Raw genomic sequence first — 11,731 nt, forward strand, 5'->3', positions numbered from 1 at the left:
CTGACTCGGGCTCCTTTCAGGTGAAGGCGTCGGCCATCGACGCCTTCTTCCTGGCGATGAACTCCTTCAGCCCGTCGTCAATACCCTGATCGAGATGCGGCGCCTCGTAGCTTTCCAGCCAGCGGCGGGCGAGTTCGTTGGCGCGCTGCGGCGCGGTTTTTTCGCCCTCGGCCAGCCACTGCTCGTAGGAATTGTTGTCGGCGATATTGGAACGGTAGAAGGCGGTCTGGAAATTGGCCTGGGTGTGGTCACAGCCGAGATAGTGGCTGCCCGGACCGACCTGGCGGATGGCGTCCATCGCCTGGCCGTTTTCCGACAGGTCGACGCCTTCGGAGAACTTCTGCGTCATGCCGAGCTGGTCGATGTCCATCATGAATTTTTCGTAGCAGGAGGCGAGCCCGCCCTCGAGCCAGCCGGCCGAGTGCAGCACGAAGTTGGTGCCGGCAAGGATCGTCGAGTTCAGTGTGTTGGCGCTCTCATAAGCCGCCTGCGCGTCCGGTATCTTCGAAGCACACAGCGAGCCGCCGGTGCGGAACGGCAGGCCAAGCCGGCGGGCGAGTTGCGCCGCACCATAGGAGACGAGCGACGGCTCCGGCGTGCCGAAGGTCGGCGCGCCCGACTGCATCGAAATCGACGAGGCGAAGGTGCCGAACAGCACCGGCGCGCCCGGCCGGATCAGCTGCGTGAACGACGCGCCGGCCAGCACTTCGGCCAGAACCTGGGTCAGCGTGCCGGCGACCGTCACCGGGCTCATTGCGCCGGCGAGAATGAACGGCGTGACGATACAGGCCTGGTTGTGGCGCGAATAGACTTTCAGCGCGCCCAGCATGGTCTCGTCGAACACCATCGGCGAGTTGGCGTTGATCAGGCTGGTCAGCACCGTATTGTTCTCGACGAAATCGTCGCCGAACACGATCTTGGCCATCGCAACCGTGTCTTCGGCGCGCTCCGGCGCGGTGACCGAGCCCATAAACGGCTTATTCGAATATTTGATGTGGCTGTAGATCATGTCGAGATGGCGCTTGTTGACCGGCACGTCGACCGGCTCGCACACCGTGCCGCCCGAATGGTGGATCGACGGCGCCATATAGGCGAGCTTCACGAAATTCTGGAAATCCTCGATCGTCGCATAGCGCCTGACGCCATCGAGGTCGCGCACGAAGGGCGGGCCGTAGACCGGCGCGAAGACCGTGGCGTTGCCGCCGATCTGCACCGAACGTTCTGCATTGCGGGCATGCTGGGTATAGACGGACGGCGCGGTTTTCAAAAGTGAGCGGCAGAGCCCCTTCGGGAAATGCACGCGCTCGCCCTTGACGTCGGCACCGGCTTCTTTCCAGAGTTGCAGCGCCTCGGCGTCGTCGCGAAAGATGATGCCGATCTCCTCGAGCACCGTGTCGGTGTTCTTCTCGATCAGCGCCAGCCCTTCCTCGTCCAGCACCTCATAGACGTTGATCTTGCGCTTGATGTAGGTGAGCTGGGTGCCGGGGCCGCCACCCGAGCGCGCCGCCCGCCGGGCAGCGGCGCCACCGCTGGCGGCGCGTCCGCGCCGCGCGTTTGACGCTTCCTGGTCGACCGCCGTGTTCTCACTCATGATCGTTCTTCCCTGACTTTGTTCTGGCGCAATTGTTACGGCCGCATATCGCGGCTTCTGGCCGGATCGTAGTCATGCACCCTATTCGAAACGGCCCGCCAGCGCCAACGCCTGTCGCAAAATCGACAAGAATTCCAATAGATTTGCAGTCGCTTTCCTTTTGCGGGAAGTCGCAAATCAGCTATGGACGCAAGCCTGTAGCGGGTTAGGTATTGACGTGATATTTGAGGCCCCGCAACTGTATCCGTGCGGCAAGGAGCTGGATTAAAAATGGCCGACGACGAGATCATCCTTTCCGAGCTTTCCGACGACGAGCTCGTGCAGCAGATGCACGACGATCTTTATGACGGGCTGAAGGAAGAGATCGAGGAAGGCACCAACATCCTTCTCGAGCGCGGCTGGGCGCCTTACAAGGTGCTGACCGAGGCGCTGGTCGAAGGCATGCGCATCGTCGGCGAGGATTTTCGCGACGGCATCCTGTTCGTGCCGGAAGTGCTGTTGTCGGCCAACGCGATGAAGGCGGGCATGTTCATCCTGCGTCCGCTGCTCGTCGCCACCGGCGCGCCAAAGCAGGGCAAGATGGTGATCGGCACCGTCAAGGGCGACATCCACGACATCGGCAAGAACCTTGTCGGCATGATGATGGAGGGCGCCGGCTTCGACGTCATCGACCTCGGCATCAACAATGCGGTGGAAAAATATCTCGACGCCATCGAGCAGCACCAGCCCGACATCATCGGCATGTCGGCGCTGCTGACGACGACCATGCCCTACATGAAGGTCGTCATCGATACGATGAAGGAAAAGGGCATCCGCGACGACTATGTCGTGCTGGTCGGCGGCGCGCCGCTCAACGAGGAGTTCGGCAAGGCAGTCGGTGCCGACGCCTATTGCCGCGACGCTGCCGTGGCGGTCGAGACCGCCAAGGACTTCATGAAGCGCAAGCACAACGTCCGCGCTTCGGCCTGAGCTTTTTAACCAATTCCCCGCAGGGACTGGCCCGGTGCCGTCGGCCGCGCGCCCCATTGACCTCGGCGGCAAGCTCGCCACTGGATTCTCGATCGGCATAGGCATTGCCATCGGCATGGCGCTGGCTGGCTAGCTATTGGGAAGCACGGTACTTCCGCGATCACGCCATACCTACGGTCCCAACCTATGTTAGCTTATTCGTGCGGCGGACCCCAACGCCGCCCGGCCGGCGCCCTACAAGGCACTCTACCCCAACGCCCCCCAAAGCGGCGCCGGCCACCCCTTATCTGCATCGCACTGACAAGGAGAAGCCCGCGCTCCTCCTCTGAGCGCGGGCCGATCGGGCTGCGGCCCGATCTGCAGCGGGGGCCAAGCGGGGGATAGGCCCACCGCTCCCAGACAACTGTTAGAAACTCCTAATGTTCCGCTTGATCAGCACCGCAAAACGGAGGCGTGATGCCGGTCACTCTTCCTCCTGTTAGGCACCAAATTGACTCTAGGCTCATCCGGTTTGATGACTAAGGGAACGGATCATGACCATTTTACTAAATTAGAAATGTTGCATGGAATGACCTATAGTTCGGCCCAACCGGCGAACGGACCCAATTGCCCGCTGGTTAGGCCCGGCGGCCAGCTTGTCGCCCCCCGATTGGCTGTCGGGCCGTCTTTCAAACGCCCCGTTTGGCCCAAACGTTCGACAAGCGGAACCTTGCCGAGGTGCTGCATCATCATCTCCCCGACCATGAGCCGCTGCCGACCGAACAATAGGTTCCGCCAGCCGCTCGACATGGGGGCAAAATGCGGCTCCTCATAGTCCGCTGGCCTGGCTTGCCCTTCGGATGTCCAGCATCAGGAACATGCTGACGAACAGTGTTCGTTCGAATGATGCTATTCCGTTGCCTTGAGCGTAAGTTTTTGGTCAGCCAGCACAGCGCCTCCTCTTAAGCTAGCTGGCCAAGGCCCAGCGGCCTCCAGCTGCCAGTCCCCCTCGCAACCAAGCCGCTGGGCCGTTCCCGCTAGAGCGAAGCGCGTTGTCTCGTCTATCAGCAACCTCTTGACGTGGTGGCGATCACAGCCACTGTGCGAAGGCGGTAAGCGAGGGACCGCGTAAGCGTCTCCATCCCCTCCTACGGATTCCCGCACTCCATCCGCGATTCTACAAAGGTCAAGCGCGGCCAGCATATTGAGCTTTCTGGCGAGATTACGCGCATAGACGAGGAGGCCGGCAAGGTGACGATCGACCTTGGATCGCTGGTTACGGTGGGTTTGGATAAGGTCAGGCGGATGGAGAAATACCGGCCGCAGGAGCGCAGGAAGCCGCTGCGTGACATGTTGGGCTAGCATGGAAGTCCAACAGAACATCCGCAGCGCCTGGGTCGCCCTCAAACTGGTTCGCATGGCTATTGAACAGACCTGCCGGCCCGGCTTGCCTCCGAGCGAGGAAGCAGTTTTGTTGCTATTCGGATCCGAGCCTGCCCATGAAGGCGAAGCCCTTGCCAAATCCATCATTGAGACGATTGAAAGGCTGGCCCGATGATTCGCCTTGAATCAGTGCCGCGACGAGGAGCGAGCAATCGAGCTCCTCCGGAAACGAAACATTCAAGTCACTCTGAGTTGCCATGCGAAGGGATTTCAATCTTGCCGTCTTTGCGGCGCGTTCGGCGCGCTCAGCCTCAGCGATTACCTTCGCGGAGCGCCTAACTGTGCTATTTCCCAGCCAACACATCTATTCGATCCAGCAGAATTCCGATGCGCCGGTCATGCCCTGACTCTTTGAGATTGTCGACGTTCATTGTGATGAAGTCGGTTTCGATCGGTGAGGTTAAAACCTGCACTCCCGCCATGCGCGGGCCGATCGCCTTGGGAATAGCCGTTGGCGCGCGCCGCCTAAAGCCGACCCTTGGGCGCGCGTCTGGACTCCAATCGGCAACAAACGCGTTGTTGACTTTGGGAATGGGAGGCGTGGAAAAATCGCGCTACGATAATCGGTCTGGCCAGTGGCGAAAGCGCGCTAGACACCGCCAACACTGGCGACCTTCGCGCAATGCAACTTGGTGGGCGTCGATTGCTGCGGCAAGCGCAATCCTGATCGGCCTGATCGCCCTCAAAGGCGGATCTCCCTAGGCGCACTGCAAACGTTCATTGCCACCACCCTAGGTGCCATAGCCACCGCGCCAGCACCACCGCGATGGCAGATGTAACGGCAATGATCGCGACAAAACGAGCGCGCTGCACTGAAGCTGTAGGGTGGCGCCTTTTAGTTCCTTCATAGGCACTGTAAATGCGGCGACCATCCTCTTCAAAGCGGTCGCTGTTTGGGTAAGCCTTCGTGGGCTTTTGTCGCGGTCGAAGTATTCCCATAGCACCAGCCCCTCCTTCGAGCCGATACTATCCTGTTGCTGCTTGCTCGTCACGGCGTTACAATAAATATCCGTTGGAATGCCAGGATATTTAGATATTTCGCCCGCGCGGCTGGGGGATGGCAGACCAAGGAGGAGACCGAAGCATAAGTACGACAGCCCGTACTTATGCTATACCAGGCCGAGGCGGCGCGTGACGCTGGCATGTCTTGACATCAACAAGCAACAGCGCCCCGCAGCGAACATACCGGTGAAACTTTGGACGGGAAGTTGAGCGCGGCAAGCCTCGCTCGGAGCGTTCGGGCGGGTTGAAGCGCCTATTCTGACTCTTTTGCCTCTTCCTTTTTCAGGATCGGCGTGTCGGCAGTTGTCGGCGTATTTGCGACGCTTGCGACTGTGGTTTGCTGATCTACGCTTGCAGCTTTGGTTTGCTGATCTACGGAAGCCGTCGTTTTAGTGTGGCCAACACATTCCGCTGCGGCGCCGGACACCGAAAGGCCCAGAGCGGCGACAACTAAGAGAGCGGTCTTCATCCTATGGCTCCTAGCTTCTAGCTTCGTTGTTGAGGGTACCAGAAAAGATTAACGGCATATCCCCCGCTCGAAAAGTCAACTTTTCGTGCCCGCCCCAACGAAAATAATTGCAATAGGCGGACACGACGTCCGCGCTTCGGCCTCATCTGGGCGAATTCGGCATGGACCAAAAACCGATCCGCGCCTTGCAGCACGACTTTCTTGTTCCCAGATGTTACAAGGACTTAATGCGCATCGCTTGAGCTATCTTGAGAGCAATGCGCGTTGGCGAGACTGCGGATCAGGGGTTCTCGACCGTGTCCTCAACCGCGTTGGCTGTCGATTTGACGTCCCTGCCGACGCCACGGATGGTGTTGGCACAGGCCGAAAGTGCCAGGGCGCAAGCGAGAATTGCGATCGGTGCAATGCGTAGCGGTTTCATGAATGGTATCTCCCTCAACAGATAGATTCGTGGGACAGCAACGAAAATCGGTTAGACTGGTTCTATGAGCATTGCGCGAAAGCTACAACCCGATCAAGGCGACAGGCTGCTTGTCATCGCCTGCGGGATGATTGCGCGCGAAGTTCTGGCCGTCAAGGAGCAGCTGGGCCTCGACCATCTCGAGCTGACCTGCCTGCCGGCGGAGTTCCATTTCTACCCGGACCGCATCGCGCCGGCCATGGACAAGGCAATCGAGAAGGCCAAGGCGGACGGCTATAGAAACATCTTCGTCGGCTATGCCGATTGCGGCACCGGCGGCCTGCTTGACCGCGTCTGCGAGAAGCATGGCGTCGAGCGCATGGCCGGTCCGCACTGCTTTGCCTTCTACCAGGGCATGGACGCCTATGCGAAGGTCGCCGACGACGACATGATGTCGTTCTACATGACCGATTTCCTGTGCCGGCAGTTCGACGCCTTCTTCATGAAGCCGCTCGGCCTCGACAGGCATCCCGAGCTGATCAAGGACTATTTCGGCAATTACGAGAAGCTGATCTATATCGCCCAGACCGACGACCCGGAACTCGACAAGGTCGCCGAGAAGGCGGCGAAAATGCTCGGCCTCGCCTATGAGCGCCGCTCGACCGGCTATGGCGATCTGACGACGGAGCTGGCCAGCGCCGCGGCACACAGCTGACCGTTCGATCTGACGACGGAGCTGGCCAGCGCCGCGGCACACAGCTGACCGTTCGATCAGGCGGCACCATCTTCCGCTGCAAGCCCGGCGAGCACAGCGGCAAAGCTCGCCTTGCAGACGAAGCCCAGCCTGTCCCGCGCCCGCGAGGCGTCGTAGACGCGGTCGATCGAGGAAAACATCGTCCAGCCCTTTCGCGCATAGAGCGCCGGAAATTCCGGAAAATAGCGGGCGACGACGGGCGGCGCGTCAGCGATCAATGCCTCGCAATCATCAGGCCGGAACGGCGTTGGCGCCGAGATGATGAAGATGTCGAAGCCTAGTTGTGGCGCCTTCTCCAGCGCCGCGACATGGGCCTCGGCGGCATCTTCCACCGTCAGTCGGCGGAACAACAGCTCATTGACCTTGGTGTTGGCGTCCGACTGCTCGATCGCATGCGCCATGTCGTCTGCTTCGGGAAAGAACCGGGCAGTGCGCAGCACGATCACCGGCAGTGCGGACTGGATGTGATAGAGGCGGCAAAGATGCTCGGCCGAAAGCTTGGTTACGCCGTAGATGTTGCGCGGCTCGGGCGACACGTCTTCCGTCAGCCAGGCGGCCCTGCCCGCACCGCCGGTCAAGCCGGCGCTTATGGCTTTCGAGACCATCAGCGAGGTCGTCGACGTGAAGATGAAGCGCTGAACGCCTGATGTCACCGCCGCGTCGAGCAGGTTGAGCGTGCCGCGCACATTCGTCTCGATGAAATCCTCATTACGGTTGTGTTCGATGTCAGGCTTGTGCAGCGCGCCGCTGTGGATGATCGCCTCGATGCGGTTTTCCCTGACCGTCCGCATGACCAGATCACGGTCGGCGACCGAGCCGATCACCTGCGTTTGCGCCGACGGGGCGGGATCGAGGCCGATGACGCCATGGCCAAGAGCCCGCAGGCGCGGCGCTAGCGCGCTCCCCAGCCAGCCTGACGATCCCGAAAGCAAGATCCGCATCGGCGAAATCACGATTTTTAACCCGATCGCTGTTAAGCACGGATGACAGGTCGCCGCGAACGGGTAAGTTGTATGCCAAACGAGAAAACAGGCTGATCCAGCTTTCGACCAGGACACGCACCGATGGTCGCTCGCCTCCTGATTGCCGCAGGCGTTGTCTGCTTCGCTCTGCCCGCGCTCGCCGATGGCGAGGTGCAGAAGCTGATCACGCCCGCCGACAAGGTGCGGCTCGACAAATATGACGAGACGCGCAAGGCAGCCCTTGACGAAGCCAGGGCTGGCGACGCCGCCGATATCAAGCAGCTCGACGCCTTGCTGGCAAAGCCGTTGGTCTCGTTTTCCGACAAGGACCTGACCGGCAACTGGCAGTGCCGTACCATCAAGGCCGGCGGGCTGAGTCCGCTCGTCATTTATGGCTGGTTCAAGTGCAAGGTGAGCGACGACGGTTCGGGCTGGATGCTGGAAAAAATCACCGGTTCGCAGCGCACCAAGGGACGTTTCTTCGACGACGGCGAAAAGCGCTCGATCTATCTCGGCTCCCTTTCTGTCAACGACGATCCTGCAAAACCCTATGGCGGCGGCCCACAAAGCGATCAGGTCGGCTATACCTTTCGCAACAGCGCCAACGAATGGCGCATCGAGTTCCCGGCGCCCTATTACGAATCGAAGCTCGACATCCTTGAATTCAAGCGCTGAGCCCGCGATCCCTAGCTTGCGGCGTGCTGCGGCAGGTGCGCGGCAAGCCTGAGGCAGGCGATACGATTTCAAGCTACGCGCTGCGGCAGGCGGCATTCTCACGCGATAGCATCGAGGCGGTCAGGGATGCGCAGCCGCAAGCTTGCCACATCATATCCCGGCCTGCCCTCGAAACAGTGGTCATCCGACGATCTGGTTCTATCTCTGGACCGGCGCAAAAACCGGCGTCTGGCAACGAGCGCCGATTTACCGGACAGCGCCCCGGCGATAAGCTTGGCCCCTATGAGCGAAATCGACCACCGCACCATCATCGCCAGCCTTTCGGTCGGTGATCGTCGCGACCTCACCGCCAAACTGGACAGGCCCGGCATTATCCGGCTGGCTGTTCACGGCGGGCTGGTCGTCCTGCTGGGTGCGCTGATCGCCGCCCGCATTCCGTTCTGGCCGGTTCTCGTGCTGCCGCAGGGGATCCTGATCGTCTTTTTCTTCACGCTGTTGCACGAAACCATCCACGAAACGGCCTTCAGGACGCCGTGGCTCAATCGCGCCATCGCCACCGTGACCGGCTTCCTGATCCTGCTGCCGCCGGCATGGTTCCGTTATTTCCATTTCGCGCACCATCGCCACACGCACGATCCGGACAATGATCCCGAACTGATGGCTCCGAAACCGGAGACCATAACCCAGTACCTGCGCTATCTCTCCGGCGTCCCCTACTGTACCGGCATGGCGCGCGTGATCGTCGTCAACGCGGCCGGCCGCAACCGCGACGGCTTCGTGCCGGACAATGGCCGCGACAAGGTGATTTCGGAAGCACGTTGGTTTCTGATCGCCTATGCGGTGCTGCTGGCGGCCTCCCTGGCCGTGCAGTCGGCGCTGCTGCTGTGGGTCTGGATTGTGCCGGTGCTCGTCGGCCAGCCGTTTTTGCGGGCCTATCTGTTGGCCGAGCACGCGCTCTGCCCGCATGTCGCCAACATGCTCGAAAACACCCGCACCACCTTTACCACACGGCTGATACGCTTCGTGGCGTGGAACATGCCTTACCACTCCGAGCACCATTCCTATCCGGCCGTTCCCTTTCACCGCCTGCCGCGTTTCCACCAGATTGTCGCCGAACATCTGCGCACGACCGAGCGAGGCTATGTCCGCTTCCACAGGAAGCTTGTCGGCAGCTTCGATCGTCGCGCCGGCTGATCCATACCAAGCCAAATACCGAAAACTTTCATCTTTCCCTTTCGGCCTCCAATTGCGTCGCTTTTGAATGCGCGCGCGTCGTCCCATAACAAGCAGCCCAACAGCGGTTCCGGCAATGCTCGGAACCACTGCATCGGCCTGAAGATCGATCTCCGGAAAGCACGATGCAGCTGAGTCAAAGTGGTAGAGCGTCCTTTGTCCATCCGATTGGACCACGGCGCTCTACGGGAGCAGGAATTCATGGCCGATCTGATCGTCGTCTACTGGCGCGACATCCCCGCCCAGGTCATCGTCAAGAAAGGCCGGCAGAACGCCAAACGCGAAATGCCGCTGCGCTTTACCGAGGCGATCGACATGTGCGCGATGCGCACCGGCGCCGGCGGCACCGACGACTACCTGGCCGAATGGCGCAAGGCCGACCCCGTGCCGGTCAGCGATGATCTTGAAGGCGAGGCTGAAAAAGCCTTTCAGGACATCGACGCGAAATACGACCGCGAGCGGCTGGTCGCTCTGGTCAAGGCGGGCGGAAAAGAAGATGTCTGAAACGAACCCGGCGATTACCCAGGCCACTCTGGTCAAGAAGGCAGCGCCGAAATCCGACTACAAGCCGGCCGACGTGTCGCCGCAGCGGCGCGTGCAGCGCTCCTTCGCTGTCAGGCTGTGGTCCGTGCGCCACTCGCGACTGCTCGAATGGTTCTACGCCAGGTTTGCCGACATGTTCCTGACTCTCCACCCGCTGTGGAAGGGCATCGGCTACAGCCGCGTCGAAGGGCCGGTCAAATTCGTCGAAAAACGCGTCAAGGGTTTTATGTTCGACTGCCGCATGTGCGGCCAGTGCATCCTTTCTTCCACCGGCATGTCGTGCCCGATGAATTGCCCCAAACAATTGCGCAACGGTCCTTGCGGCGGTGTGCGCGCCAACGGCAATTGCGAGGTCGAGCCTGATATGCCGTGCGTCTGGGTCAAGGCCTGGGAAGGCTCGCGAAACATGGTGCATGGCGACAAGATCCTCGACGTGCAGAAGCCGGTTGACCAGTCGCTGCGCGAGACGTCGGCCTGGCTGCGGGTGACTGCACAGGCCGCCGCCGCTCGCGAAGCCGCCCGCAACGCTGCGAACCCCGGGGCATCGGCATGATCGCCCGCCAGCCCGACGAGAACCCGGCCGGCATCCATCTGCCGCTCGACCCCCTGCCCGGCCACACCTCGTGCGGCCGTCTGGAGCGCGTCTTGCGGCGCGGCGAATTCGCGGTGACGACCGAGCTCAACCCGCCCGACAGCGCCGACCCCGAAGACGTCTACAACCGCGCCAAAATCTTCGACGGCTGGGTCGACGCCATCAACGCCGTCGACGCGTCGGGCGCCAACTGCCACATGTCGTCGGTCGGCATCTGTGCGCTGCTGACCCGCATGGGCTATGCCCCGATCATGCAGATCGCCTGCCGCGACAGGAACCGCATCGCCATCCAGGGCGACGTGCTGGGCGGGGCGGCGATGGGCGTCGCCAACATGCTGTGCCTGACCGGCGACGGCGTGCAGGCCGGAGATCAACCCGGCGCCAAGCCGGTGTTCGATCTCGACTGTATGTCGCTTCTCGAAACCTGCCGCATCATGCGCGACAACGGCAAGTTCCTGTCCGGCCGCAAGCTGACGACGCCGCCACAGATCTTCCTCGGTGCTGCGATCAATCCTTTCGCGCCGCCTTACGATTTCCGGCCATATCGGCTCGGCAAGAAGATCGCCGCCGGCGCGCAGTTCGTGCAAAGCCAGTACTGCTTCGACGTGCCGATGTTCCGCACCTACATGCAGCAGGTCCGCGATCTCGGTTTCACGGAAAAATGCTTCATCCTGTGTGGCGTCGGGCCGCTGGCCTCGTCCAAGACGGCCAAATGGATCCGCTCCAACGTGCCGGGCATCCATATCCCCGATTCGATCGTCAAGCGGCTGGAAGGCGCCCAAGACCAGAAGAAGGAAGGCAAGCAGCTCTGCATCGACATCATCAACGAGGTGAAAGAGATTCCCGGCGTCTCCGGCGTCCATGTCATGGCCTATCGCCAGGAGGAATATGTCGCCGAGATCGTCGATGAATCGGGCGTGCTGAAGGGCCGCCAGCCCTGGAAACGCGAAATCCGCCGCGACGACCAGCTCGTCGCCGAGCGGCTCGACCACATATTGCACGACGAGATCACCGAAACGCAGGTCGACATGGTCAAGACCGCGCATTGATGGCGCGGACGGTCACCATTCGCTTGATCGAATTCAGAAACGATATAAAGAAGTCTTTATATCACGAGGG

Annotated in this window: 12 protein-coding genes; 8 read left to right on the top strand and 4 right to left on the bottom strand. The window is 61.1% G+C overall.

The features are described 5' to 3' along the window. Window positions 1-16: 16 nt before the first annotated feature. The gene (locus AC0L3I_RS28560; protein WP_473486592.1) at window positions 17-1,591 is read right to left on the bottom strand and encodes a trimethylamine methyltransferase family protein; all 1,575 of its coding nucleotides are present in this window, start codon (window positions 1,589-1,591) and stop codon (window positions 17-19) included. A 270-nt stretch (window positions 1,592-1,861) separates the two neighbouring features. On the opposite strand from AC0L3I_RS28560, the gene AC0L3I_RS28565 reads away from it, so the two are divergent. Together AC0L3I_RS28565 and AC0L3I_RS28570 are read left to right on the top strand one after the other, a co-directional pair. Continuing rightward, window positions 1,862-2,560 (top strand): corrinoid protein, encoded by a 699-nt coding sequence (locus tag AC0L3I_RS28565; protein WP_095494578.1) that lies wholly within the window; start codon window positions 1,862-1,864, stop codon window positions 2,558-2,560. A 1,342-nt stretch (window positions 2,561-3,902) separates the two neighbouring features. Next, window positions 3,903-4,097 (top strand): hypothetical protein, encoded by a 195-nt coding sequence (locus tag AC0L3I_RS28570; protein ID WP_473529099.1) that lies wholly within the window; start codon window positions 3,903-3,905, stop codon window positions 4,095-4,097. Window positions 4,098-5,237: 1,140 nt separating this feature from the next. On the opposite strand, the gene AC0L3I_RS28575 is transcribed toward AC0L3I_RS28570, so the two are convergent. Both AC0L3I_RS28575 and AC0L3I_RS28580 read right to left on the bottom strand, forming a co-directional pair. Beyond that, a complete protein-coding gene (locus tag AC0L3I_RS28575; RefSeq protein ID WP_473486594.1) occupies window positions 5,238-5,453 on the bottom strand; it encodes a hypothetical protein in 216 nt (71 codons plus the stop codon). 280 nt (window positions 5,454-5,733) lie between these two features. Next, window positions 5,734-5,874, bottom strand: a complete 141-nt coding sequence (locus AC0L3I_RS28580; RefSeq protein ID WP_473486595.1) for an EncA/B family entericidin — start codon at window positions 5,872-5,874, stop codon at window positions 5,734-5,736. Between the two features lie 64 nt (window positions 5,875-5,938). Between AC0L3I_RS28580 and AC0L3I_RS28585 the strand changes: the two genes are divergently transcribed. Continuing rightward, window positions 5,939-6,568, top strand: a complete 630-nt coding sequence (locus tag AC0L3I_RS28585) for a DUF1638 domain-containing protein (protein WP_473486596.1) — start codon at window positions 5,939-5,941, stop codon at window positions 6,566-6,568. Window positions 6,569-6,624: 56 nt separating this feature from the next. On the opposite strand, the gene AC0L3I_RS28590 is transcribed toward AC0L3I_RS28585, so the two are convergent. Further along, window positions 6,625-7,548 (bottom strand): NAD-dependent epimerase/dehydratase family protein, encoded by a 924-nt coding sequence (locus AC0L3I_RS28590; RefSeq protein ID WP_473529100.1) that lies wholly within the window; start codon window positions 7,546-7,548, stop codon window positions 6,625-6,627. 123 nt (window positions 7,549-7,671) lie between these two features. On the opposite strand from AC0L3I_RS28590, the gene AC0L3I_RS28595 reads away from it, so the two are divergent. The 5 genes from AC0L3I_RS28595 (at window position 7,672) to AC0L3I_RS28615 (ending at window position 11,661) form a co-directional block, all read left to right on the top strand. Beyond that, complete coding sequence (locus tag AC0L3I_RS28595; RefSeq protein WP_473486598.1) at window positions 7,672-8,244, top strand: DUF4893 domain-containing protein; 573 nt, start codon at window positions 7,672-7,674, stop codon at window positions 8,242-8,244. Between the two features lie 282 nt (window positions 8,245-8,526). Next, window positions 8,527-9,438: a fatty acid desaturase gene (locus AC0L3I_RS28600; protein WP_473486599.1), complete on the top strand. Its 912-nt coding sequence runs from the start codon at window positions 8,527-8,529 to the stop codon at window positions 9,436-9,438. A gap of 240 nt (window positions 9,439-9,678) precedes the next feature. After that, window positions 9,679-9,981, top strand: coding sequence for a virulence factor (locus AC0L3I_RS28605; RefSeq protein WP_473486600.1), 303 nt, complete (start codon window positions 9,679-9,681; stop codon window positions 9,979-9,981). After that, window positions 9,974-10,573, top strand: a complete 600-nt coding sequence (locus AC0L3I_RS28610; protein WP_473529101.1) for a methylenetetrahydrofolate reductase C-terminal domain-containing protein — start codon at window positions 9,974-9,976, stop codon at window positions 10,571-10,573. The genes AC0L3I_RS28605 and AC0L3I_RS28610 overlap by 8 nt, the downstream gene beginning before the upstream one ends. Further along, entirely contained in the window at window positions 10,570-11,661 is a 1,092-nt protein-coding gene (locus AC0L3I_RS28615) for a methylenetetrahydrofolate reductase (RefSeq protein WP_473529102.1), read from the top strand. Before AC0L3I_RS28610 ends, AC0L3I_RS28615 begins: the two co-directional genes overlap by 4 nt. The last annotated feature ends 70 nt before the right edge of the window (window positions 11,662-11,731 follow it).

Source organism: Mesorhizobium sp. WSM4840, assembly GCF_055811755.1.

Excerpts from the sequence above, each read along its gene's own strand:
- AC0L3I_RS28565 (WP_095494578.1), top strand. The coding sequence starts at position 1,862 with ATGGCCGACGACGAGATCATCCTTTCCGAGCTTTCCGACGACGAGCTC.
- AC0L3I_RS28575 (WP_473486594.1), bottom strand. The coding sequence starts at position 5,453 with ATGAAGACCGCTCTCTTAGTTGTCGCCGCTCTGGGCCTTTCGGTGTCC.
- AC0L3I_RS28585 (WP_473486596.1), top strand. The coding sequence starts at position 5,939 with ATGAGCATTGCGCGAAAGCTACAACCCGATCAAGGCGACAGGCTGCTT.
- AC0L3I_RS28605 (WP_473486600.1), top strand. The coding sequence starts at position 9,679 with ATGGCCGATCTGATCGTCGTCTACTGGCGCGACATCCCCGCCCAGGTC.
- AC0L3I_RS28615 (WP_473529102.1), top strand. The coding sequence starts at position 10,570 with ATGATCGCCCGCCAGCCCGACGAGAACCCGGCCGGCATCCATCTGCCG.
- AC0L3I_RS28560 (WP_473486592.1), bottom strand. The coding sequence starts at position 1,591 with ATGAGTGAGAACACGGCGGTCGACCAGGAAGCGTCAAACGCGCGGCGC.
- AC0L3I_RS28595 (WP_473486598.1), top strand. The coding sequence starts at position 7,672 with ATGGTCGCTCGCCTCCTGATTGCCGCAGGCGTTGTCTGCTTCGCTCTG.
- AC0L3I_RS28580 (WP_473486595.1), bottom strand. The coding sequence starts at position 5,874 with ATGAAACCGCTACGCATTGCACCGATCGCAATTCTCGCTTGCGCCCTG.
- AC0L3I_RS28600 (WP_473486599.1), top strand. The coding sequence starts at position 8,527 with ATGAGCGAAATCGACCACCGCACCATCATCGCCAGCCTTTCGGTCGGT.
- AC0L3I_RS28590 (WP_473529100.1), bottom strand. The coding sequence starts at position 7,548 with ATGCGGATCTTGCTTTCGGGATCGTCAGGCTGGCTGGGGAGCGCGCTA.
- AC0L3I_RS28570 (WP_473529099.1), top strand. The coding sequence starts at position 3,903 with ATGGAAGTCCAACAGAACATCCGCAGCGCCTGGGTCGCCCTCAAACTG.
- AC0L3I_RS28610 (WP_473529101.1), top strand. The coding sequence starts at position 9,974 with ATGTCTGAAACGAACCCGGCGATTACCCAGGCCACTCTGGTCAAGAAG.